Below are 23,848 nucleotides of genomic sequence, written 5' to 3'. Positions count from 1 at the left end.
TTATTGACTGTATATTTTATTCTCTGGAAGTCCCTAATACGACACCTGCTGGGAGAGTCACATCCTAATGTTGCATTTAGCCTCAACAATCTGGCGTCACTCTACAAATCCCAAGGCAGATACAGCGAAGCCGAACCCCTGTGTCTCCAAGCTTTGGAACTAAGGCGACACCTTCTGGGAGAATCACATCCTGATGTTGCCAATAGCCTCAACAACCTGGCAGAACTCTATCGTTCCCAAGGCAGATACAGCGAAGCCGAACCCCTCTACCAACAAGCCTTAGATATTTTTGAGCAACGGTTGGGGTTGAATCATCCTAATACTATTAGTGCTCGTGAGAATTTAGCATATCTTCGCGATCGCCCCCCCTCAAATCCAGAATAAACTACATAGGGATACGAATTTACAGGTTTTGTGCAAAGCATACCGTAATAAAACTGAAAAGCGCGATCGCTTTAACTCGGCCTTTCGTGTTCTGAGGTGGAATGATGGTGTTGTCAGAGCGATCGCTCCCCTAAAACTTATTAAACTACATTCAGAGCGATCGCTTCTCGGCAAATCTGAACTCGGCGGTTAAAGAACTCCATAACTGGGGCGACTTTTACGTAGTGCTTTGGCTACCCACCACTCATGCGATCGCCCATCTACCAGGAAAAACGATCGCATGAGTGGAACCTTATCTCAATCGTTAATTTCATCCGCTAAATCTGAGCTAAAATTACTCGGTAATTGCAGGTAATTTCAGGTGATTTACGATAATAATATCACTGTAAATCACGGCGGTAAAACTATGCTTCCAATTAAAAAGCCGCCAAGCTGACGGCTTTTTGAATTATGGGCAGTACCAGACTCGAACTGATGACGTCCTGCTTGTAAGGCAGGCGCTCTACCAACTGAGCTAACCGCCCAATCCTTAACTACTATAGCAAAATATTTCGCGTTGCGCTAGTAGTTTTGGGAAAATCTTTTTTTCTCTTATACTGACTCAATATTCAGTTACTCAACACGGGCTAAACGCCCCGCTATCGCTAACAGGATTTAGGATGCCCTCTGGTCGGACGCACGATCGCATTACTATGTATGCTCTGCCGTTCGTGGCGGGCATTACTTTCTGGCAGACTCGCAGTAGCAATGCGACTTTGTTGGTTGCAGGCGGGTTTCTATTTGGAGGGCTGATGTTTGGACCCGATTTGGATATTTACTCTGTGCAATTTCAACGCTGGGGTTTCTTGCGCTGGATTTGGCTACCTTATCAAAAAAGTCTCCGTCATCGTTCTTTTTTATCCCACGGACCGATTATTGGCACGATCCTCCGGGTACTTTATCTCGGCTGTTTACTCGCTATCTTGGCAATTTTCGTTTTAGCAATTGCCGAAAGGTTATGGAATCTGAGTTTTACTTGGCAGGATTTGGGTAGAACTGTGGGGCGATCGCTCGTGGATTACGATACTGAATATATCGCTCTGTTTTTGGGGTTGGAACTCGGTGCGATGAGTCATTCTCTGTGCGATTGGGGCGGTTCGGCATACAAGCGCTTTCAAAAACAGGGGGTTCGGGGGTTGCTTCCTAGTGGCAAAATTAAGAAGCGGAAAGTGAGGAGGAGTGGTAGTCGGTCTAGGACAAAGAAATAATTTTTTTAACGCAAAGGTACGCTGAGGGAAGCGCAGGGGTACGCTGAGGTATGGAAAATCAAGATGAGAGTTTGGCGGCGTTGCAGGAGTTGATTGAGGTGGTGGCGAAGTTGCGATCGCCTGATGGTGGTTGTCCTTGGGATTTGGCTCAAACTGCCGAAACGCTGATACCTTATGTGATTGAGGAAGCTTATGAGGTGGTGGACGCAATTAAGGGTGGGGATAAGAGTGCGATCGCAGAGGAGTTAGGCGATTTATTATTACAAGTGGTGCTGCAAGCTCAAATCGCTAGCGAATCTGGGGAATTTTCCCTCAAAGAAATAACTCAGGGGATTTCCCAAAAGTTGATTCGCCGTCATCCCCATGTGTTTGGTGATGTGTCTGTTACAAGTGTGGATGAGGTGCGGCAAAATTGGGAACAAATTAAAGCTGCGGAAAAAGGCGAAGCATCTCCAGATAGTCAAAAACTTAGTGCTAAACTCGCTCGTTATGGACGTACCCTTCCCCCACTGACGGCGGCGATGAAGATTTCTCAAAAGGCTGCGGCTATCGGGTTTGAATGGGAAAATATTCAGGGCGTCTGGGATAAGTTTGATGAGGAGTTGGGAGAGTTTCAACAGGCTCTAGCTGAGGAAACATCAGAACGACAACAAGCAGAATTAGGCGATTTACTGTTTGCGGTGATTCAGCTAGCCCGTTGGCATAATCTTGACCCTAGCGCTGCTTTGCAAGGCACCAATCAGCGATTTGTCCAGCGATTAGAAAAAATGGAGGCAGCTGTTGATCGTCCCCTTTCTGATTACAGTTTGGATGAGTTAGAAACTCTCTGGCAACAGGCAAAAGCCCAACTTGCCAAAGAGCAGTAATACATCCCATTTTACATTTGATTGGACTTTGGACAAAAAAGAGTAAGTTCGCGGAAATTATACGCGAACAAAAGTAAAAGACTAGAGAAACATAAATTACTATGTCTCTCTAGTCTCTGGAACGCATAAATCATATTTAAGATTTTCAAATAATCTGTGTAATAATACTTACAATATTTTGATTGATGTAAAAGTAAAAGCTATAATGTGTCTGTGTTTGATAATTACAGAATAAATCTTTTGAACCCAATCAAGCTTCACCCGATCAGAGTAATTATTGATTACCCAGATGGTTCACCCGATTGGAGGAAGACATACCAATAGATATAAGAATGAAAATTCATGAATTGTGCTTACCAAGGATTTCGGGCAACGCATAATTAATTTCACCAGATGTCTAATCATCAACTCTGGTTGATAAGATGAGGAAAAAGTAAAGATTTGTGCTATGACTATTCTTGACATTGCTTCTCCCCTAATTACGATCGCAGGGCAAACCCGTCAAGCTGCAAGTAAGCTAGCGATCCTCTCCACTGAGGCAAAAAATCAAGCACTTGAAGCGATCGCTCAAGCTTTAGAATCAGCTAGAGATGAAATTTTAAAAGCAAATATTGCTGATTGTGAAGCTGCTACTGCCGATGGAATTCCCAAACCGCTTTATAAACGCTTGCAGTTGGATGAACATAAATTAAGAGATGCGATCGCTGGGGTACGAGATGTTGGTAAGCTAGCTGATCCAGTGGGTAAACTCCAGATTCACCGCGAACTAGACACTGGTTTGACTCTCAAGCGGATCACTTGTCCTTTAGGCGTTTTGGGGATTATTTTTGAAGCACGTCCAGAGGCGGCGATTCAAATTGTTTCCTTGGCGATCAAATCGGGCAATGGTGTAATCCTTAAAGGTGGAAAGGAAGCGGTGCGTTCTTGTGAAGCGATCGTTAAGGCAATTAAGCAAGGATTATCTCATACTGCTGTTAATCCTGATGCGGTACAGTTGCTAACAACTAGAGAAGAAACTCTAGAACTTTTGAAATTAGATAAATATGTAGATTTAATTATTCCTAGAGGTTCTAATTCCTTTGTGAGGTTTGTGCAGGAAAATACGCGCATTCCGGTACTAGGTCACGCCGATGGAATTTGTCATCTTTATATAGATAAAGCAGCTGATATTTCTAAAGCAGTTCCGATTACTGTTGATGCCAAAGCGCAATATCCTGCTGTTTGTAATGCAATTGAAACTTTGCTAGTTCACTCCTCGATTGCTACAGAATTTTTACCAAAAGTTGCCGATGCTTTGCAAGAACGCCATGTGGAATTAAGAGGTGATAAAAGTACCTTAGCAATTTTGCCTAACATTGCAACTGCAACAACAACAGACTGGGAAACTGAATACAGCGATTTTATTTTGTCGATTAAGATTGTAGATTCTATAGAAGATGCGATCGCCCATATTAACGAATATGGTTCTCGTCATACTGACGGCATTATTAGTGAAGATTTAACGGCTGTCGAAAGTTTTTTTGGACTGGTAAATTCAGCCAATATATTCCACAATTGTTCCACTCGCTTTGCTGATGGCTTCCGCTATGGTTTCGGTGCAGAAGTAGGGATTAGTACACAACAAATGCCTCCTCGCGGCCCCGTTGGTTTAGAAGGATTAGTGACATACAAATATCAAATGACTGGCGATGGTCATATTGTAGCTACTTACACCGGAGCTAATGCTAAATCCTTTACTCATCAGGATTTGGGGTAAAATATCCTCAAAATTATGGGCTTTAGTAATGCGATAACTTCTTCAATTGGTAAGCATTTTTAAATGATCTATGATTGGGATATACTAACGACAACAGAGTATTATTTACACAAATCAGAGTGAGGTATTATGAGAGAACAAGTAAAAGTTATTAAGCTCATCGGTAATTTAAATGCCACAACTTCACAAGACTTCCGACAAAATATTACTGATGTTTTAGTAACTGGTGCGAAAATTGTATTAGTTGATTTTCAAGATGTAACATTTATGGATAGCTCAGGTTTAGGAGCTTTAGTATTAGCTTTCAAAACCTTGCGAGCCGCAGATACTAAGCTCGTTCTCTGCTCAATTAATGAGCAAGTCAGGATATTATTTGAACTGACTAATATGGATAAAGTATTTGAAATCTTCCCCAGCCAAGACGCATTTAATCAGGTTTTAGTCTCAAATAATTAGTTAATTAAAGTTCATTTGCAAAATAGATAAATCATCATCAAAAGCATCTTTGGAGTTCAGAGCGATTAAATAACTCAGTACGCGCTCAAGTTGGCAATCAACAGGATCTTGTAAGCTAACTAGTAGCTGAATAAAAGCATCCAAGCTCCAAAGTGTGCCATCTGATTTAGTGAGTTCATAAGCGCCATCACTAAAAATGTAAAGGGTACTGAATTTTTCAATATTGCAAAACCCATCAACATATTTTGCCTCTGGAAACATCCCAACTGGCATACCGGGCGTTTTCAAGAGTTTAACTTCAGACTTCCTTGGAGATGTGCCGGTTACTAAAACTGCTGGTGGATGACCTGCACTAGCATAAATTAACTGGCGATTGATTCGGTTGTAAACTCCGTACCAAATCGTAAAGTATTTGTCATTTTGATAATTCATCTGAAAGGTATCATTCAAAGCTTTCAATACATCACTAGGTTGATAATAATCCAGACTTTTGAGCGCACGAGAACGCAGCAGATTCAGCACTGAAACTGAGGGAAGAGTAGCTTTGAGTCCATGTCCGGCAGTATCCATTAAGTAAATTGCCAGATAATCAGCATCGAGCCAGTAGTAATCGAAACAATCACCGCCAAGTTGCCGTGAGGGAATGAATCGGAAATTTATATTGAAGGGTTCAGTCATGGAAAGAGGCAGCAGCGATCGCACATATTCTGCGGCTTCTGACATTTCTGATTCTAAAAGCAACTTTTGAGCTTGCAAATCTCTACTCAATTGATGCAAGCGTAATCCCGCTCTTACCCGTGCTTGTAATTCATTGTGTTCGATAGGTTTGGAGATAAAATCATCAGCACCAGCATCTAAACCTTTGACGCAATCGGCAACGGAATCTAAGGATGTTAATAAAATAAAGAATGTGGTATAAAATTTGGGGTCTTTCTTAATGCGATGGCAAACTTCCAGTCCACTCAACCCCGGCATGATCCAATCACAAATAATTAATGCTGGATTGTAAGCCAGTGCCTTTTCTATTCCTTCCTCGCCGCTACTGGCAGTAACTACCTCATAACCCTGTTTTTCTAACATCCTTTTCAGGAGTGTTTTTATTGAATAGTCGTCATCAATTACTAGTATTTGAAACATATAAAGTTGGATGAAACACTCATTAATAGTTGGCTGTAAAATAGTAAATAAAAATATGATATCGACTAATTAGTTAGTAGTATATCCAGATATAATACTAACTAATTTATCTTTTTACGTCGATTTTATGACTGTTTAACAGTCATAAAACATTATGGCGCTGCCAGAGGATTTAACCACAAGAGGATATTGCTTTTTAGCTGATTCAAGTCGCGGTATGCTTCTTGCTTGAACCATTGCCCTAAGGCATCAAAGGGAGTGAAAAATGTTCCAGTTTGCCATTTAATATCTTGACCTAGAGGTGTTGTGTGAGTTCCTGGTAACGTTTGTGTTGTCACCATCTCATCAAAGCGTTGTTGTAAGATTTTGGTTAAAGCTGCCGATTGATCAATTGTGTCATTGCTAAATTTTATTAATAAATTGCGCCGGATATTGTAACGATCTTGGATAAGCTTGTTAGTTTCCAAAGGTGAGGGGGTAAACTCGATCGTAAAAGTAGAATTGAACTGTTCTACTAGGGGGATAGCTTCTTTTGCGGCGTAGTTGTTGAAGGATATTAAAATATTGCCTGCGCGTTCTACTTTAAATAGGCTACCAATGAGCAAGTGAAGTTTACAACCCATACTGTGTCCAATGCCGTAGATGGGGAAGTAAAGCTTGCGTAATGCCCCAGACTCATGTAAACGTTCGAGAGTGCGGTCAAAGTTTAGCAGTACGGATTGTGCGATCGCAGTATGATCCAATGTATTGACGAAAGGCGTAGCAATTACAACATAACCTTTACTTGCCAGTTCTTCCAGTAACCAGCGATAAGTGATGTGCGGTGCAGTGGCGACAAATGCACCTCCTAAAAAATGGATGATACCTATGGGATTTCGGGGAATGATTACCCAGTTGCCTCTAACTTCTTTCCAGTCCATGCGGATAAGCGATCGCTTTACGAATATTCTTTATGTTAGACCGGAGATCGCAACCGTGGGAAGGATTATGGAAAAAGCCATTGAGAATATCTGGTGAGTCGGTTACGTTGTCCCTGGCTTACCTCACCCTCAATCCCTCTCCGATATATTGGAGAGGGAAGTTAGAGACAGGATAAAGTTTTGGATTTTTTTATTTAATCCACGTTCCTAATTGAGTGCTGTTAGCGGATAGCTATGGTTTAGCCCGTACTGAATAAATTCAGGAGTACTTTCTAAATCTCCATTACAAAACTTAATTACGAATTACGAATTATTTTAACGCCGAGTCTGTAATCTTTTCATTTCGTCTTGCACATCTAATGCAATTTGTAATGCTTCATTGAGCAACCTTCCATGTTCGGTAGCCTGTTCGGTTACTTGCATGGCTGTTAAAGTTGCTAAATTGTTGACGAATAATTCTGTATTACTAAGGATAAAGCTCTTATGCTCCCTCAAAATCCTTTCTGTCTTCAAAGCGCGAACTAAATCAGCTTTGGTGAGTTTAAGCGCTTCTATCACACCCTCCCTTTCCTTTATAACTACTTCTGGATTACCAGCTTCTTCTATTTGGTCATTAATATCTATTACTCTAATAACAGTATTATATCTACTTACCTCATTTAACAGAGTTTGCAGAGATTTTGTCATATTAATTTTGACAATTTTCTTTCTAGTTTTCCAGATTAAATATAAGATAGTTTGCGTAAGTCCGCCAACCCAAAGACCTAAGATAATTAACAATATCCAAGATGGAATTGTGATCCACGTCACAAAAAATTTAATAATTATATCAAATAAAATATAGACAAAAACAAATGTAGAAAATCCAATAAAAACTACAGTTGCACCTTCAGAGCTTTTCAGCTTTTGGATATATATATTTGCTAATAGTTTCAGAGGATTTGTGATGATTAAAAGTTCCTCATTGACAGGCAAATTAGCCAGCTTTTGTAGTTCATCCTGACTAATTTCCAAGCCCTGTAAATCATGCCGCACAGCTTTTCAACCCTTGCCAGAATAGTTATTTAATCTAATATAGCAATCAAATTTCTAGAATGCTGGGATTTTGTCTAAACTTTTTCAGGCAAGTCAATACTTCTAGTAAAGTCAGGAATTATTTGTACAATATGATACTTTATAAACTGCTGCTTGGAGCTACTAGAAATAAGTAAGAATTCAGTACCTAGAAGTCAGAAGTCAGAATTTATGAAGAAGAATTCAGAAGTCAGGAGTCAGAATTCATTGCTGAATTCTGACGGAGTGAATTCTTACAGAAATAATAGAGGTAAACAAAGAAAGCTTAAAGTAAACAGCGTTCAATCGTCGCTACAACTGATCGAGAAAGAGTCTCAAAATCGTAACCACCTTCTAAGCCAAATACAATTTTACGAGTTACGCCTAGACAATAATCAGTAAATAAAGCGTAGTCTTCTGGCTGCAAATTGATACTTGCCAAAGGATCTGCGGCATTGGCATCATAGCCAGCACTCACAATCAGTAAATCCGCTTGAAAGTTAGCTAAAAACGGTACGACCTGTCTTTCAAATAGTGGCTGATATACTGCAATATCACTACCAGGGGGTACAGGTAAATTTAAGACATTATTATGAAAGCCGCATTCTGTCGCTCTTCCAGTACCGGGATAGCATGGATACTGATGTAGGGAACAGTAGGCGATGCGTGCTTCAGTTTCAACGATCGCCTGAGTACCATTACCGTGATGCACATCCCAATCGAGGATGGCGACGCGGTTAATTCCAGGTTGTTCCAGAGCAAATAAAGCGGCGATCGCTGCATTAGAAAATAGGCAAAAGCCCATCCCCGCATCACTTTCTGCATGGTGTCCTGGGGGACGCGCCAATACAAAAGCCGGATTAGCCGACTTTAGGACAGCCTCAACTCCATCTAACCAGGCACTGACTGCCAACAATGCCACATCATAACTGCGCGGGGAAACTGGCGTATCTCCATCCAAAGGACCGCCGCCACTAGAAGCGATTTGCCAAAGTTTTTTGATGTAGGCTGGGCTATGGGCTTTCACTAACACAGACATCAGTGATGGCTGTTCTGATGCTGGTGTCGGCTCACACCAGGTAATTTTATCTGCGAATGTAGCTGTTTTTAGGGCAGTAGCGATCGCTATCAAGCGTTCTGGTTTTTCGGGATGGTATTTTCCAGTCTTGTGATCTAAAAATTCGTCGGAATAAATGACTGGCAGCATAAAACGAAAAAGGTCGGCAGCAAAACAATCAATGCTATTGTATCCTCACTGGTACAAGCAGTTTTCCTGTTCCCTGTCTGACTTTTCACGGGATCTGGAAAACCTCACTTCCATTCCTCTCTCATGCAAGGAGAGAGGCTTTGAATTCTCCCCCAACCCTACAGGGTTGGGGGCTGGGGGGTTAGGTTTCGCGTTGGTTTTTCTACATAGCGTCAAAAGTCAGGTTCCCTGTCCCTTTCATAAAGTACTAGAGTGTTGGGCGTTTACTTTCGAGGATTTCTGTTGCAATCTTTGCAGAAAGTGGCCGGTAGAATAAAAAGCCCTGTACATCGTCACAGTTGATCGATCTCAAGAACGCCAGTTCCTCTTCTGTTTCTACCCCTTCGGCTGTCAACTTCAATCCCAAGCTCTGTCCCAAGCCAACTATGGCCTTGATAATATGAGCAACTTTGACATCGTGCGTCAAATCTTGAATAAAAGACTTATCAATTTTCAGATTGTGGAGTGGCAAAAGCTGTAGGCGCGAGAGCGATGAATGACCTGTACCAAAGTCATCAATGGAGATGTAAACACCCATCTGCTGTAGATTTTCTAACACCATCTTGGTAAAATTTAAATTCTCAATGGCTATGCTTTCAGTAATTTCTAATTCTAAAAAGCGTGGCTCCAGCCCGGTTTGCTCTAACACTTCGGCTATAATCTCCAGCAATTTTGGTTGGCGGAACTGCTTCAGAGAAAGATTGACAGCGATCGTTATGGGTGGCAATCCTGCATCTTGCCAGGTTTTATTTTGGATACAAGCTGTCCGCAGCACCCATTCGCCGATGGGGATAATTAATCCACTCTCTTCGGCGAGGGGAATGAAGACACTGGGTGCGATCAACCCCATCTCTGGGTGCTGCCAACGCAACAGAGCTTCCATACCAGTAATTTCTTCTGTGGCAATGTTCACACGAGGTTGATAGTATATTGTAAATTCTTTACGTTCTAGGGCATAGCGCAAGCTCTTTTCTAAAGTCAGGAGTTCAGGATTTTTGGCGCTCAGGGAAACACTGTAGAATTGGTAGTTATTCCGCCCTTTGTCCTTGGCGTAGTATAAAGCGGCATCTGCGTGCTGGATTAGTGTTTCGGCATCAGGACTATTGCTATCAAGCAACGCAATACCGAGGCTGGCAGTCACATAAAGTTCATGCCCTTGGAGATGGAAAGCATCCTCTAAGGCTTGTAACATTCTATTCGCCACCAGCGTTACTTCTTCAATATCATTGACTCGCGGGAGTAAAATAGTGAATTCATCACCTCCCCAACGGGCTATGGTGTCTCCGCCTCTGAGTGAGTCTTGTAATCTTTGAGCGACGCTTTGTAACAATTGATCTCCCAGAGTGTGCCCCAGAGTGTCATTAATCACCTTGAAGCGATCCAGATCGAGGAAGATCACAGCTAAACTTTCCCCATTCCGAGTGGCGTTGGGCAGGGTTTTACTGAGCAGCTCATTAAATAGTAAGCGATTGGGCAACCCTGTCAGCAGGTCATGGAGGGCTTGATAGCGAATCTTTTCTTCTACTTGCCGACGCTGTTGCGTACCAATGATACTGGCGGCCATTGTCAAAAGGGTAGATTCTTCGTGCTTAGACCAATGACGCTCAAAGGTGCAGTCTGCCAAGCCAAGATAACCCCAAAACTCCTTCTCGAAGCAAAGAGGGACTAAGAGAAGGGATTGAATGCCATCTCTAATCAGGAATTCTTGTTCGGCGATCGGAAATTTTTGGGTGAGTCCGCTAATCGACTGGCCGCTAGAGAGAACAGTATACCAACGGGCTAATCCAGAAGCTTGATAAGGCTGATTCTGCCAATGCTGGTGGGTAGATTCAAGAAAGGAGTGTGTCCATTCAAACCGTAGGCTGACTGCCATTTCCCCTGTAATAGGATGGGGATGGTTCTGAAAAAGATAGACACGATCTACCTTGGCTGCTTCGCCCAATACAGCTAGAGCTCGATCAATACCAGTTTCGTAATTTATTTCCCCTAGCAAATAATTAGCGGCTTCCGCAACTGCTTGTAGCAAGCGATCGCGCTGACGCAGTTCAGCTGTCGCCTGTTTTTGCTCTGTAATATCCCTAATAATAAAAGTTCTTATTAAATCACTTTCAGGAAGGTAGAGAACCGATTGTTCAAAAACTTCTGCGCCTACTTCCACCTCCCGCACAAAAGAATTTTTTTCTAGATTCTTAACTCCACTCAAGAGTCCTGTTAATATCGGGTGTTGCGTCCCAACTTCCCTGAGTTTGGGAAACTTGAGAGTTGCAGCCGGATTGAGATAAGTAACTGTTCCCTCGAAATCCATCTCAATAATTGGATTGGGGATCAGTTCAGGGAAGGATGCTAGACGAGCTAGGGCGGACTCACTAGCTGCTTCAAAGCTGGGATCGATAGCTAGGGTTTGAAAAGGATTGGCAGGACTGGCTTGCTCTGATAAGAAACCAGATAAGTCTTCAACATCACGAGATTCAGAAAATGCTTCTTCTGAGAGGTTGGAAATAGCATAATATTTAGCTTGAGCTTGATTACCGCCAAAGGCGATGATATCTCCGTTTCTGAGATTATGAGAAAAGCATTTAGTCCCATTGACAAATAAGCCGTTAGTACTTGCTTTTCCCTTGTAGTTGCCATCAATAACCTGGAAACCGTATTGGTCAGTCTGTGGAACAGTTACTCGCAATAAAATTGCATGTTGCATTGATACTGACCGGGAAGCCAAGACAATAGTGTTTGCGGGATGCCGCCCCAGAGAATAAGTAGTTTCTTCCAAGGGGACAGTTCGCTGCCCTTCCAGGTCTTGAATGACCAACAGATGGCGTATTTTTTCCCGCTCATTTCCTAGCATGGCTGTTCCTCAAATTCTTATATCCTTATGTCTTAGTCTGAAAAATACTACTCCCAGAAGTGCAGACTTTCAGCCTACACTTCTGGGGAGATTTGCTCAATCAAAGTTGCCACTGTCGGTGATTTCAAAATTAGTTTGAGGGTGCAAACTAGCCTTTCTCTTCATGATTAACTGCACTCAATCTTGAGTCCTGAGTCAATTAAAAATTACTCAGTAGTTATGTGCTTGGTACATACCCTGCTGTTCTGTTGCTCCCCTTGGAGGCGGTCTTTTAACCCACATTCCACACGGGCTAAAGTATAGCTATCCGCTAACGAAATTCAGCACTCTTCATCTTCTGGAATGAGATGGCTAATTGTTCAATCAGTTTTTGCGGTAGAAGTTCTAGCTGTTTTCTCCACTCATACATAAGTTATAAACTTTGTCCCTTGGTCTATATCATCTAACCTTGTCTTTCATAGGATACCCAGATTAACAATTCAAAATTCAAAATTCAAAAAGGATTATAGAATAAACTAAAATACAGACCGTTTTCTTGTAATGTTCTCTCATTTGAGTCAACAGATACTAAAGGAATGCCCCAGTCAAGACGAACGGTGAAGCGATCGCTCTGTGACCAACGCAAACCCAGACCAACAGCAGCTAGAATATTATGAGCGGGATTCTCTACACCAGAACTATTCCAGCCAATACCAAAATCCGCAAAGGGGACAACCTGTAACGTGCTATCTATCTGGGGTAAGCGCAGAATCGGTACTTGAACTTCAGCAGAAACAAAAGTGCCATTATCCGTCAGCAGGTAATCTTGACGGTAGCCTCGAATGCTATCTTGCCCACCTAAGCCAAATTGCTCTAAAGGTAATAGTGTTCTGGATGCGAGTTGGGTATTTAAACGAAGTAACAGTAAGGTTTCAGGAGCTAAAAGGCGTGCCCACTGCGCTTGCCCTTGCCAAGCAAAAAAACGGCTGTCGGGAGGATTTTGATTAATCGTGGGATTCAACGCATCTATGCCCAAACTAAATTGAGAGCGGAGGGCGATGACTTCATGGCTGTTACGAGAAGTCCATTCTTGAAAAAATCGCAACGCAGATACCTTGGTGCGTCCCTGTTCATCAGCGCCTAAACCGGGGAAAGCTAGTCGCTCTCCCAATGGGGAATAGGAGGCTTCACTTTCCCGTCGGGAAGCTGTCAACCCCACGGCGAATTCTTGTGTCGGAGTTTGAACTATGGGCTGGCGAAATGTTAGTTCGTAATAGCGAGAAGCCGATTGGATATCTAAAACGTTGAAAGGAGGTTCAATGACATTACTTGAGGTAGTGCCATAGTTGAAACTCAGGGTTCCGTTCTGGGGATTGAGTGGTAATGTATAGCTGGCGTCAAAGGAGTTGCTACCATCGGTATTAGTGTAAGCTACACCCAGAGCGTCTCCCAGTCCCAATAAGTTGGCTTCATTCAATTGTAATCGGCGGCGGAAACTGCCAACGCTAGGCGATCGCCCATTATCAAGAATTATTTGGCTACTAAAGGTTTTTGCCTCACTGATCTTAACTTCTAAGAGACTCACACCATTTTGCGATCCTGCTGAGAGTTCAGCAGTCACGTTTTGAATCAAAGGATTAAGTTGCAAAAGTTGCAGCGCCTCTAGTAGACGCTGACGATTCAGAGGCGGTGATGTCGCTATTGCTAGTCGGCTGCGGACATAATTCGGATTCAACCGCCGAGTCCCAGTTACCTGGATATCTTCTAATTTACCTTCCACCACCTGAATTTTGACAACACCGGATTGGATTCTTTGGGGTGGAATATAGGCACCAGAAGTAATGTAACCATTTTTGATGTATAGATCAGTGATTTTAGAACGTGCCTGATACACTTGGGTCAGTGAGATCGGTCGTTTCGTAAATTCAGCAGTGGCTTTGGCTAACTCTTGGGCACTGAAGACTGTGCTACCAATAACTTCAAACCGTTCAACAACAATAGTTTGAGGAAAGTTACCAGGTAGTGGTTCCTCTGGTGTGGGAGTTGGGGCAGAGGGGGGAAATAGTTCTGCTGGTGGCGGAAGTGGCTGTGGCAGTTCCGGTGAGGGAAGTGGCGAAGGTGCAGGTGGTTGGACATCCTGTGGTGGTGGGAGTTTTTGCGACAGGATGAAATTACTAGTTCGCAATTCTGTAGTATCAATAGCCTGAGCTTTCTCTGGACTAGAAGATATGCTACTGAGTGATAGAAGGATACTCAGAGGTAAGCAGGAGACTATTAGATTCTGAGGATATTTATCAATCATCGCACTGGACTATTTTTTGTTAGGAACTGTGGGATTATACGGCGACTATTTCAGATGTGAATCTTACTGTTGCTAAAGTTGATATCTTGGGCAATTCTCAATTTATTCAGCACTGAGTAAGGTAAATGTCATATTTGTTCAGCTAGGGAAGTATCAATGCAGACTTAAAAGTATTGATGGTATTTGAGCCGCATAAACAAGCAGATATGTTGGAATTATCTGTGACTGCGGGAGAATAGACCTAAAGTATTTGGATAAATCAGGATTTTGCGTATGACGCGATCCAGGTTACACTTATTACTTCTGAAGGTAAGCAAGTAGGCGCAAATAATTAGAAGATGCTGTCGGGTAGACAGCCTAAAGATCCATACCCCTTTGCTTAAACATTCCCATCAATTTATGTTTCCGAGCGTGGGTTTGCATCAAGTTTTCCCGATAACTTAACCAGTCTGCTTTCTTCCCAGATTCCAAGTAGGCATTACGTGCCTTTTTCAACCATTCAACCGCATAGTAGTAGTATTCGGCTTTACCTGCATCCATAATCTTTTCGGCACGGTGACGAGCATTAGCAATCACCCAACCCGGATTATGAGGGATGGCAGCATCCATGACTCGGTGAATCAACTCGGAATAATAAGAACTGAGTTCACTAACGATCGCAATTGCATCATCAATTAGCCCTTCATATAAAAATATATCCACCTTGTCTGATTCTGTTCCCCAACCACTATCAGTACGGATAATTTTCAGCAAGTCTGTTTTCAGGCTTTCCCAGTTTTCCCCAGCCAATTCTGTCATCTTTTGGTAGTCTACAAAGCAAGATTTGACTTGAAAAGCCGCCTTGATTGCTAATAAAGCAGCTTGACTATTACCCCATTCCAGAGCCAAATCACTTGTCCAAATTCCCAATTCGTACTGACAATTACCCGGTAAATTTAATCCACTCTGGGCTATATCTAGTGCTTGCTGTAATGCCCCCTGAACGCTGAGTGTTTTCGCTAAAGCAAAGGCTTCTTCCATTGAGTTCATCTGGGTTTGAGCAGCATCAATTGCTTCTTCCACTCTACCTAAACGCCCTAGCATTGTGAGATACTGCTGGGTTTGTCCTTCCGCTTCTGCTAAATATAGGTATTCTTGGTAACGTTCCTGACGTTCGAGAATTTTCAGCCGAATTAGTGCCAAATCATCTGCATAGTCTGGCACGTCTTCTTCCCAAGCCCCCCTTTCGGTGATATTACCTTGGAGAACTTGCACCAGTGGCGGATAATCCCAACCTTGGCGTAAAGCCTCCATAACTAGGCCAAAATCAGCATTCCATTCATCTTGCCAGGTTTCCAAATTTATTTGAATATCAACTTTTTCTTCTGGGGTCAGCTCCACACTGAGAATTGCTTCACACCAAGCATTATTCAATTCTCCGACAATTTGATCATTTTCAACGCCGTATTCTGCAACCTCATGCCAATTTTCCACACAGGTAGAGGTAATCACTTCTAAAATAGCGATCGCATTTTCACCCTCTCCCTGTTCGCTAAAATCTATCGCAGTTTGGACTACACTCAGCAATTCCCCGGCAATCGGGTCTTCTTCGCACCCCTCCTCAAAGTAACGCACGGCATCCCGGAGAATCTGCCGGACTTGTTTGCGAAAGGGAGCCGGATCAATAGTAATACGGCGCAGAGGTTTTGTGGTTGTTTCCTCAAGAGCCGGATTGATCATCCAATTAACATGGCGGTTAATCGCCTCGATTAGTGGTGGGTATTCTGTTACCAAATTTTGCAGCAGCTTTTGAGTTTGGGTATGATCCAAGCGATCAAGTAGTTGTTCTAAGGTAGGGCGCTGCTCAATATTTTCTGAGTTACGCGCACAAACGAGCATCGTCGCTACAATGTGTTTGCACCAACCCTCAAAGTTGTAACCACAGGTACAGTTGACTGAGGTTAACCCACTGCTATCGAAACTCAGATTGACATGATCAGGTCTAGTTTGATTGCCCATAACATCTGCCTGAACCAGATGACCACGTTGGCTAACAGCATTGACAGCACCAGCCGCATAGTATGCCTCGCCCTGCTGGAAAGATTTGGCGTTAGCATGACGGCGGATAGTAAATTCACTAATTTGGGGAATAGACATCGAGCGATCGCCTGTGTAAATCCTCTGGATAAATCTTAAATCCAGCTTAGGTGTTAGGCTAACGCACTGTAAAGAAATTCAAAGGTGTGGGAGTGGGGAAGGTGGGGCCTCTTTGGGGATAAGCTACGGTGTACACACAAGTCTTAAAATTCTTGCCTAGTAAGGTACAAGCCGTATATTGGCAAGGTTTTGAATTTATCAACTTGTTTATAAATAATTTTGACTTTCGCTCTGCCTTTTGCTTGCGGAAAACACCCAAATGAGAAAGCAAACTGGGGTTTGAATAAGTCAAAGGTGATTTGACTTGCGGAAAACACTGAAATTAGAAAGTCAAAGGTCATTTTGAGTAAGTCAAAAGTCATTTTGTGAAAGCATTTAAGTATTTTGAGAAAGTAATCAGGCATTTTTATAAAGCAATTAGCCTGATGAGGCTTTGGTCGTTCCCATACTGAGTATGGGAACGAGAGAACAATTGGAAATCGAGCTTTTTTTGACTTGTGTGTACACCGTGGGGATAAGGAGGAATGGGGAGTCTGGATGAAATTACAATTTCTATTCATTAACTAGCTCAGATATAATGAAAAGATCCATATTTTCGCCAGAAGTAAGTGAATAATAATTTGAGTTAGCAACACCCGAACCTTAAATCAGTGAACAGTCAACAGTAAACAGTCCTGATAGTGTATGGTAAGTGATTTAGAGTTAAGGGATAAAATTGATAACTGTTAAAGGGGTTGCACTGATTGTCGGTCAAGTTGAGAATAAATAGGCGAAGCACACGGGGAAACTAACGTGAGTCAAGGATATGATTACGATTTAGTAATTATCGGCGCTGGTGTAGGCGGACATGGCGCAGCCTTACACGCCGTAAGTTGCGGTCTGAAAACAGCGATTATTGAAGCTGCTGATATGGGAGGAACCTGTGTTAATCGGGGCTGTATTCCTTCTAAAGCACTGCTGGCAGCATCTGGACGTGTGCGGGAGTTACGCAATGCCCACCACCTCAAGTCACTGGGAATTCAAATTGGGAGCGTGGAATTCGATCGCCAAGCGATCGCTAATCATGCTAGTAATCTCGTATCGAAAATTCAAGGCGACTTAACCAACAGCCTCAAACGTCTAAAAGTAGATATCATCAGGGGTTGGGGAAAAATCGCTGGGGCGCAAAAAGTCTCCATTACCACAGACGGTGGTGAAAAAACCATCACAGCTAAAGACATCATCCTTTCTCCTGGTTCAATTCCTTTTGTGCCTCCAGGGATTGAAGTAGACGGCAAAACTGTCTTTACCAGCGATCAAGGCGTCAAGTTAGAGTCATTACCAGACTGGGTGGCGATTATTGGCAGTGGTTACATCGGCTTAGAATTTTCTGATATTTACTCAGCTTTGGGTTGTGAAATCACCATGATTGAAGCCCTAGATCAGCTAATGCCAGGATTTGACCGCGATATTGCCAAACTTGCCGAACGAGTGCTGATTACTCCCCGCGATATTGAAACGAAAGTAGGAATATACGCCAAAAAAGTTATTCCCGGTTCACCTGTGGTGATTGAGTTAGCAGATTTCAAAACCAAAGAAGATGTAGATGTCATCGAAGTAGATGCTTGCTTGGTAGCTACGGGACGCATCCCGGCGACCAAAAATCTCGGTTTAGAGTCTGTGGGTGTGGAAATTGATCGGCGGAATTTTATCCCAGTTGACGATCGCATGGCAGTGTTGTCAGCCGGTGAAGTAGTACCGCATTTGTGGGCAATTGGCGATGCGAATGGAAAGATGATGTTGGCACATGCGGCTTCTGCTCAAGGCATCATCGCGGTAGAAAACATAGTTGGTAGGGAAAGAATAGTAGACTATCGCAGCATCCCGGCGGCGGCGTTTACCCATCCAGAAATCAGCTATGTGGGCTTAACAGAAACCGCAGCGAAGGAGTTGGGACAAACCGAAGGCTTTGAAATCGCCACCAGTAAAAGTTACTTCAAAGGGAATTCCAAGGCGTTAGCAGAAAATGAAGCCGACGGGATTGCCAAGGTGATATATCGCAAAGACACCGGAGAAGTCTTAGGCGTTCACATTTTCGGACTGCACGCCTCAGACTTAATTCATGAAGCGTCAGCCGCGATCGCTAACCGTCAATCTGTGCAAAGCCTTGCACATCTAGTTCACGCCCACCCGACACTTTCCGAAGTCTTGGACGAAGCTTATAAACGAGCGATCGCCATCTAAAAGTTAGGAGTTAGGAGTTAATAATTCCTAACTCCTAACTCCTAACTCCTAACTCCTAACTCAGCACTGATTATGCAAATTCGCCGCCGTTCACCTAACCCAGCTATTAATGTATCGATATTGTGTTATCAGACTGCCGTGCCTGATGCAGCGCCAAAGAACATCTTGGAGGAAATTGTCTGGCAGAAAGAAGTAGAATATGACCAAATGCGGGAAAAAGTTCCTTTGCAGGAATTGGTCAAGCAGGTACTAACTGCGCCGCCAACTCGTGATTTTATCGCCGCCTTGCGCCAAGGTAAGACTAAGCCAGCATTGATTGCCGAAGTTAAAAAAGCTTCACCCAGTAAAGGCGTTTTACGAGCAGATTTTGACCCAGTAGCGATCGCTCTTTCTTATCAACAAGCCAAAGCTACTTGTCTTTCTGTACTGACAGATGTCAAGTTCTTTCAAGGTAGTTTTGACAACTTAGCCAAGGTTCGGGCTGCCGTAGATTTGCCGCTACTGTGCAAAGAATTTATCATTTATGCTTACCAGATATACTTGGCGCGGGTTCACGGTGCAGATGCAATTTTGTTGATTGCAGCTATCCTGGGCGATCAAGATTTGCAATACTTCCTGAAAATTGCTAACAAACTGAAAATGGCAGCCTTGATTGAAGTCCATAATTTAGTAGAACTTGACCGTGTGTTAGCCTTAGATGGGGTCTCCTTAGTAGGAATTAATAATCGCAATTTGGAAGATTTCTCTGTTAACCTGCAAACTACTTGTCAACTTTTAGCTGCAAGAGGTAGCCAATTGCAGGAGAAAAACATCCTTGTTGTCAGCGAGTCAGGACTATACAACCCAGATGATTTGAGTTTGGTATTTACAGCAGGTGCATCTGCTGTACTCATTGGAGAATCTTTGGTAAAACAAGCAGATCCCGGCGCAGCGATAGGCCGTATCTTGCCGACGAATTTCTGAAAGCAACACCGTCCCTGCGCGGAGGGGCGTAGGGCAACTAACTGCACACAATAACCGAGCGGTCACACTATGCGTAGATACGCAGCACTTTGCTGTTAAGTTATCATCAATATCTTTGCCAAATCTTCATTGCTAATCAAATAAAAGCCATAAGCAACTAGTTATTTCTTATGTAACAATTCATTAACAAGAGACAAACTCTGACTAATACAAAATCCCAAATATGAAATCAAAATTTAACTTCATGGAGCAAATTCCTCTACCTTCACCTATTCACTACGAACTTATACTTCAACTTTTAGAAAGACAAACCATGTTAGCGGTAAATGATAATCCAGATTTACGGTATCAAGTGAATCAGCTAATTATTACTCTCCGTAAAGCTGCTGTGCAGCAAAAACGACTAGAAGAAATTTGCGAGTTTTCCTCTGTAACTATTGATCACCGTTGGTCGATCAACCATCATAACGGTAGCAAAGTTGTTGCCCCTGATTGAAGCTGATAACTTAATATCTAAACCTCAAATTTGGCATCGGAGAAAAAAATTGTAATCTTGTCATCTTTATAAGATTTTAGCCCTGAAGAAGTTCATATTGATTTAAAGGAAACTGTAGAGCAGCTAAAATATTGATCATATTCTCTCTCGAATTTGACGAAAGATGAAATATAACAGCATTGATGAAATCTTCAGAAATAATCAGGCTTGGGTTGCCGAGAAACTAGCTATAGACCCAACTTACTTTCAAGAATTATCTAACGGACAAACACCACCTTTTCTATACATTGGGTGTTCTGATAGTCGTCTAGCCTTAACAAAGTTTACCCGTACTGAACCAGGAGAGTTATTTGTACATCGTAATATTGCCAATCAAGTTTCTCTGACGGATATTAACTTTTTAGCCGTTTTAGAATATGCAATTTTACATCTTGGGGTGGAACATATTATCGTTTGTGGTCACTACGATTGCGGCGGAATTAAGGCGGCTTTAGAAGGAAGAACCATCGGAATTCTTGATAATTGGGTAAATCCGATTCGGGAACTCTACTTACAGAAACAAGAAGAAATTGATGCCTTGCCAACAAGAGAAGAACGTCTGAATCGTTTGGCGGAAATCAATGTTGTGGCGCAAGTAAAAAATATTTACCAAACTTCGATGATGCGTCAGGCACTCCATGAACGAAAAGCGCCTATTGTTCATGGCTGGGTACTAGATATACGCACTGGGCTAATTAAAGATTTGAACGTTTCAACTGTGCAATGGCAATTGCACATCTGCCCCTTACTTCTAGAGTTTAGGCTCTACGCTATGTTAAAAAATGAGAGTTAATTTGGTAATTTATCGCCACACAACAATATACATTTGGGAGGGGAGCAATCGTGCCTTTACAACTTTTATTTGAAGTGAAATAAGTAGGTGTTTTTTGTCACACTCTTGTAAATTTTACGTCAAAGTTATAAATTATTTTTTATATTTTTGTTCAATTAGAGTTACTAATAAATCTTACTAATACAAGGGTCTGTTATGGCTCTGGCTAACGTACCGTGACAGATTAGATTAACAAAGTAACACTTTAAAAGTTGGATATTTATTTAATTGTAAATCCCCAATTTATTTCAATACAGTTCAGTTAAGGATAATTGTAGGTTGGGTTGAAGAAGTGAAACCCAACAAACCCTGCAAAATGTTGGGTTTCGTTCCTCAACCCAACCTACGCGTGTTAAGGTTTTTGACTCTAACTGAACAGTATTGCAATTTATTTTTAATTAAGAAGTTGCGGATATCTAAATAATAGCTCTTTTCGTAGAGGCAATTCATGAATTGCCTCTATGCAAATATTACTCAGAATCAGTAACGCCGAGATTGGTACACTCAAGCTATCCCGACAAAGAATTATTTCTTAGAAATTATCCACACTGCATGAATAATCCCAGGAATGTAACCAAAAAGCGTCAAAACTATATTAATCCAAAAGTCTATACCAAAACCTACTTGCAAAAAAACTCCCAAAGGCGGCAAGAAAATGGCACACAGAAGACGAACTAAATCCATTTGAACCTCCTGTTAATCTCATAAAAACAGCTTGTTGGCGAAGTTATTCACCACTATTCAAGCATATTTGGACTTTTCAAAGATAACATTTATTCTCTCAATCGAGGCCACGCTTCAGATGCAGTAAACCGCACTGAAGATTAGCCACCGCTAATTTTAGCTTTATAACCTAGCTTGGTCAAAATCTCGACAATTTTCTGCTTGTGTTCGCCCTGAATTTCAATTTCATTGTCTTTAATTGTCCCACCTGTCCCACACTGGGTTTTCAACTGCTTCACCAAATCGGCCAAGGTTTCCGCTTTGCCTTGAAAACCGCTAATTACTGTGACGGTTTTGCCTTTGCGTCCTTTGCGGGAAGCTTGTACTTTGAGATTTTGTTGTTGTGGCGGCAGTTCTGGAATTGGTCTTTCTATGGCGGCAGAGTTGTCGTTGCCAAATTCGCGGTAGACAAAGCCTTTATCGGAAGATTTGGGATTGGAAGAAGACATAAAATGAATGTTTAAGAAAGATTTCAAAGGCAGTGGAAACTTCTACGCAACCATTCTGCTGGGATATCAATTTCTAGGCTAACATCACAAATCCATTGCCAGGGATTCAAAGTAATTGGGCATGGGGCATTAACAAAAAATTTAGTTCCCAGTCCCCAGATGTGCCCCAGACTTTCTATAATAATTAAGTCATTCCCGTCATCAAAATCAACTCGTGACTACCACTCCCCTGTCTCCAAGTTCAACTGCTCAGGTTCCCGATACGCTAGGTCGCTTTGGACGCTTTGGCGGTAAGTATGTACCTGAAACGCTGATGCCTGCTCTTACTGAACTAGAAACAGTTTATCAGCAATACCGTAATGACCCTAGTTTTCAAGCAGAACTACAGCAGTTATTACGAGATTATGTAGGACGTGCCACACCATTGTATTTCGCTGAACGCTTGACTGATCATTATGCCCGACCCGATCGCACCGGACCACAAATTTACTTAAAGCGCGAGGATTTAAATCATACTGGCTCTCACAAAATTAATAATGCCCTCGGTCAGGTATTATTGGCAAAGCGCATGGGCAAGCAACGGATTATTGCCGAAACGGGTGCTGGACAACATGGTGTTGCCACAGCCACAGTTTGCGCTCGTTTTGGGCTGGAATGCGTAATTTACATGGGCGTTCACGACATGGAACGCCAAGCTTTGAATGTGTTCAGGATGCAGCTAATGGGGGCAGAAGTGCGTCCAGTCGAGGCGGGAACGGGAACTTTGAAGGATGCCACTTCCGAAGCAATCCGAGATTGGGTAACAAATGTGGAAACGACTCACTACATTCTCGGTTCGGTAGCCGGGCCCCATCCTTACCCGATGATGGTACGTGATTTTCATGCAGTAATCGGCAAAGAAACTCGCGCCCAAGCAATAGAAAAGTGGGGTGTATTGCCTGATATTCTCTTGGCTTGTGTCGGTGGTGGTTCCAATGCTATGGGACTATTCTATGAGTTTATTAATGAGTCTTCTATACGGTTAATTGGGGTTGAAGCAGCCGGAGAAGGTGTCAATACCGAAAAACACGCAGCAACCTTGACAAAAGGACGAGTTGGTGTATTGCACGGAGCAATGAGCTATCTGCTGCAAGATGAGGATGGGCAAATAATTGAGGCACACTCAATTAGTGCGGGGTTAGATTATCCCGGTGTCGGGCCAGAACATAGCTATTTGAAGGATATTGGTCGCGCCGAATACTATAGTGTGACGGATGCAGAAGCTTTAGCGGCATTTGGGCGATTGTCGAAATTGGAAGGAATTATCCCGGCATTAGAAACAGCCCATGCGATCGCCTACCTCGAAACCCTCTGTCCCCAACTAACCGGCAGTCCCCGGATTGTAATTAACTGCTCTGGACGCGGTGATAAGGATGTACAAACGGTAGCCAAGTTATTAAATGATGCGTAAATATACATAAAATTTTCGGAAAAAAGCAATAAATAATTGATCAACAATTCCAACACGCTAAGTACACCTTTGCGTAAAATCGTAGCGTTTTTAAACGCAGAGAAAGTATCGTTCATACTTACTCGGAAAAGGCCGTATAATAATTAACTTTATACCCTGTTTCCAGGATAATTTAAGTACAGTTATTAATTGATAAAAGTAATTTAGTCTTTAAATGTCCCGAATGGATAGAGGCAAATTTTTACCATACTATTAGTAGAATATTTATATAAGTATTATTATATACTAGTTATAACTATGTATTAATACTTAAAAGATTACTGAATTCGAGGTTAAAACACAATTT

19 protein-coding genes, 1 tRNA gene and 1 pseudogene are annotated in these 23,848 nt (G+C 42.3%); 11 read left to right on the top strand and 10 right to left on the bottom strand.

The annotated features are described in order from the left end of the window. Nucleotides 1-33: 33 nt before the first annotated feature. Together V7K31_RS30620 and V7K31_RS30615 are read left to right on the top strand one after the other, a co-directional pair. A pseudogene (locus V7K31_RS30620) lies at nt 34-384 on the top strand (tetratricopeptide repeat protein); the annotation flags it as partial. Nucleotides 385-412: 28 nt separating this feature from the next. Beyond that, on the top strand, nt 413-577 hold the full coding sequence (locus V7K31_RS30615; RefSeq protein WP_335100156.1) for a hypothetical protein: 165 nt from the start codon (nt 413-415) through the stop codon (nt 575-577). A gap of 258 nt (nt 578-835) precedes the next feature. On the opposite strand, the gene V7K31_RS30610 is transcribed toward V7K31_RS30615, so the two are convergent. Beyond that, nucleotides 836-908, bottom strand: a tRNA-Val gene (locus V7K31_RS30610). 135 nt (nt 909-1,043) lie between these two features. Here V7K31_RS30610 and V7K31_RS30605 point away from each other — a divergent pair. From V7K31_RS30605 to V7K31_RS30590, 4 genes are all read left to right on the top strand, one after another. Then, nucleotides 1,044-1,631, top strand: a complete 588-nt coding sequence (locus V7K31_RS30605) for a metal-binding protein (RefSeq protein ID WP_335100154.1) — start codon at nt 1,044-1,046, stop codon at nt 1,629-1,631. A gap of 50 nt (nt 1,632-1,681) precedes the next feature. Beyond that, nucleotides 1,682-2,497: a nucleoside triphosphate pyrophosphohydrolase gene (mazG, locus tag V7K31_RS30600; protein WP_335100152.1), complete on the top strand. Its 816-nt coding sequence runs from the start codon at nt 1,682-1,684 to the stop codon at nt 2,495-2,497. Nucleotides 2,498-2,945: 448 nt separating this feature from the next. Next, the gene (locus V7K31_RS30595; protein WP_335100150.1) at nt 2,946-4,253 is read left to right on the top strand and encodes a glutamate-5-semialdehyde dehydrogenase; all 1,308 of its coding nucleotides are present in this window, start codon (nt 2,946-2,948) and stop codon (nt 4,251-4,253) included. A gap of 129 nt (nt 4,254-4,382) precedes the next feature. Beyond that, nucleotides 4,383-4,709: an STAS domain-containing protein gene (locus V7K31_RS30590; RefSeq protein ID WP_335100148.1), complete on the top strand. Its 327-nt coding sequence runs from the start codon at nt 4,383-4,385 to the stop codon at nt 4,707-4,709. On the opposite strand, the gene V7K31_RS30585 is transcribed toward V7K31_RS30590, so the two are convergent. The 7 genes from V7K31_RS30585 to V7K31_RS30555 form a co-directional block, all read right to left on the bottom strand. Next, complete coding sequence (locus V7K31_RS30585; protein ID WP_335100146.1) at nt 4,710-5,846, bottom strand: SpoIIE family protein phosphatase; 1,137 nt, start codon at nt 5,844-5,846, stop codon at nt 4,710-4,712. Between the two features lie 152 nt (nt 5,847-5,998). Next, nucleotides 5,999-6,766, bottom strand: coding sequence for a DUF1350 family protein (locus V7K31_RS30580; RefSeq protein WP_335100145.1), 768 nt, complete (start codon nt 6,764-6,766; stop codon nt 5,999-6,001). Between the two features lie 315 nt (nt 6,767-7,081). After that, nucleotides 7,082-7,801, bottom strand: a complete 720-nt coding sequence (locus V7K31_RS30575) for a hypothetical protein (protein ID WP_335100143.1) — start codon at nt 7,799-7,801, stop codon at nt 7,082-7,084. Between the two features lie 304 nt (nt 7,802-8,105). Further along, a complete protein-coding gene (locus V7K31_RS30570) occupies nt 8,106-9,026 on the bottom strand; it encodes a histone deacetylase family protein (RefSeq protein ID WP_335100141.1) in 921 nt (306 codons plus the stop codon). 247 nt (nt 9,027-9,273) lie between these two features. Beyond that, nucleotides 9,274-11,910: an EAL domain-containing protein gene (locus V7K31_RS30565; protein ID WP_335100139.1), complete on the bottom strand. Its 2,637-nt coding sequence runs from the start codon at nt 11,908-11,910 to the stop codon at nt 9,274-9,276. A 493-nt stretch (nt 11,911-12,403) separates the two neighbouring features. Then, entirely contained in the window at nt 12,404-14,191 is a 1,788-nt protein-coding gene (locus V7K31_RS30560) for a ShlB/FhaC/HecB family hemolysin secretion/activation protein (protein WP_335100137.1), read from the bottom strand. Nucleotides 14,192-14,548: 357 nt separating this feature from the next. Then, nucleotides 14,549-16,327 carry an SWIM zinc finger family protein gene (locus tag V7K31_RS30555; RefSeq protein ID WP_335100135.1) on the bottom strand — a complete coding sequence of 593 codons (1,779 nt, stop codon included), beginning with the start codon at nt 16,325-16,327 and terminating at the stop codon, nt 14,549-14,551. Between the two features lie 792 nt (nt 16,328-17,119). On the opposite strand from V7K31_RS30555, the gene lpdA reads away from it, so the two are divergent. From lpdA to V7K31_RS30535, 4 genes are all read left to right on the top strand, one after another. Then, complete coding sequence (gene lpdA, locus V7K31_RS30550) at nt 17,120-18,550, top strand: dihydrolipoyl dehydrogenase (protein WP_335100133.1); 1,431 nt, start codon at nt 17,120-17,122, stop codon at nt 18,548-18,550. Between the two features lie 72 nt (nt 18,551-18,622). Then, on the top strand, nt 18,623-19,513 hold the full coding sequence (trpC, locus tag V7K31_RS30545) for an indole-3-glycerol phosphate synthase TrpC (protein WP_335100131.1): 891 nt from the start codon (nt 18,623-18,625) through the stop codon (nt 19,511-19,513). Nucleotides 19,514-19,757: 244 nt separating this feature from the next. Then, on the top strand, nt 19,758-20,009 hold the full coding sequence (locus V7K31_RS30540; protein ID WP_335100553.1) for a DUF5340 domain-containing protein: 252 nt from the start codon (nt 19,758-19,760) through the stop codon (nt 20,007-20,009). A 163-nt stretch (nt 20,010-20,172) separates the two neighbouring features. After that, a complete protein-coding gene (locus V7K31_RS30535; RefSeq protein ID WP_335100130.1) occupies nt 20,173-20,841 on the top strand; it encodes a carbonic anhydrase in 669 nt (222 codons plus the stop codon). Between the two features lie 564 nt (nt 20,842-21,405). Here the strand turns inward: V7K31_RS30535 and V7K31_RS30530 are convergent. Next, a complete protein-coding gene (locus V7K31_RS30530) occupies nt 21,406-21,564 on the bottom strand; it encodes a YqaE/Pmp3 family membrane protein (protein WP_334939939.1) in 159 nt (52 codons plus the stop codon). Between the two features lie 140 nt (nt 21,565-21,704). After that, the gene (locus V7K31_RS30525) at nt 21,705-22,052 is read right to left on the bottom strand and encodes a translation initiation factor (protein ID WP_335100127.1); all 348 of its coding nucleotides are present in this window, start codon (nt 22,050-22,052) and stop codon (nt 21,705-21,707) included. Nucleotides 22,053-22,266: 214 nt separating this feature from the next. On the opposite strand from V7K31_RS30525, the gene trpB reads away from it, so the two are divergent. Further along, nucleotides 22,267-23,502 (top strand): tryptophan synthase subunit beta, encoded by a 1,236-nt coding sequence (gene trpB, locus V7K31_RS30520; protein WP_335100125.1) that lies wholly within the window; start codon nt 22,267-22,269, stop codon nt 23,500-23,502. The last annotated feature ends 346 nt before the right edge of the window (nt 23,503-23,848 follow it).

It is taken from the genome of Nostoc sp., assembly GCF_036917675.1.
Lineage (GTDB): Bacteria > Cyanobacteriota > Cyanobacteriia > Cyanobacteriales > Nostocaceae > Nostoc.
This window is presented reverse-complemented; position numbering and strand designations above follow the sequence as displayed.

Excerpts from the sequence above, each read along its gene's own strand:
- V7K31_RS30605 (WP_335100154.1), top strand. The coding sequence starts at position 1,044 with ATGCCCTCTGGTCGGACGCACGATCGCATTACTATGTATGCTCTGCCG.
- mazG (WP_335100152.1), top strand. The coding sequence starts at position 1,682 with ATGGAAAATCAAGATGAGAGTTTGGCGGCGTTGCAGGAGTTGATTGAG.
- V7K31_RS30595 (WP_335100150.1), top strand. The coding sequence starts at position 2,946 with ATGACTATTCTTGACATTGCTTCTCCCCTAATTACGATCGCAGGGCAA.
- V7K31_RS30590 (WP_335100148.1), top strand. The coding sequence starts at position 4,383 with ATGAGAGAACAAGTAAAAGTTATTAAGCTCATCGGTAATTTAAATGCC.
- V7K31_RS30585 (WP_335100146.1), bottom strand. The coding sequence starts at position 5,846 with ATGTTTCAAATACTAGTAATTGATGACGACTATTCAATAAAAACACTC.
- V7K31_RS30580 (WP_335100145.1), bottom strand. The coding sequence starts at position 6,766 with ATGGACTGGAAAGAAGTTAGAGGCAACTGGGTAATCATTCCCCGAAAT.
- V7K31_RS30570 (WP_335100141.1), bottom strand. The coding sequence starts at position 9,026 with ATGCTGCCAGTCATTTATTCCGACGAATTTTTAGATCACAAGACTGGA.
- V7K31_RS30565 (WP_335100139.1), bottom strand. The coding sequence starts at position 11,910 with ATGCTAGGAAATGAGCGGGAAAAAATACGCCATCTGTTGGTCATTCAA.
- V7K31_RS30560 (WP_335100137.1), bottom strand. The coding sequence starts at position 14,191 with ATGATTGATAAATATCCTCAGAATCTAATAGTCTCCTGCTTACCTCTG.
- V7K31_RS30555 (WP_335100135.1), bottom strand. The coding sequence starts at position 16,327 with ATGTCTATTCCCCAAATTAGTGAATTTACTATCCGCCGTCATGCTAAC.
- trpC (WP_335100131.1), top strand. The coding sequence starts at position 18,623 with ATGCAAATTCGCCGCCGTTCACCTAACCCAGCTATTAATGTATCGATA.
- V7K31_RS30540 (WP_335100553.1), top strand. The coding sequence starts at position 19,758 with ATGGAGCAAATTCCTCTACCTTCACCTATTCACTACGAACTTATACTT.
- V7K31_RS30535 (WP_335100130.1), top strand. The coding sequence starts at position 20,173 with ATGAAATATAACAGCATTGATGAAATCTTCAGAAATAATCAGGCTTGG.
- V7K31_RS30530 (WP_334939939.1), bottom strand. The coding sequence starts at position 21,564 with ATGGATTTAGTTCGTCTTCTGTGTGCCATTTTCTTGCCGCCTTTGGGA.
- V7K31_RS30525 (WP_335100127.1), bottom strand. The coding sequence starts at position 22,052 with ATGTCTTCTTCCAATCCCAAATCTTCCGATAAAGGCTTTGTCTACCGC.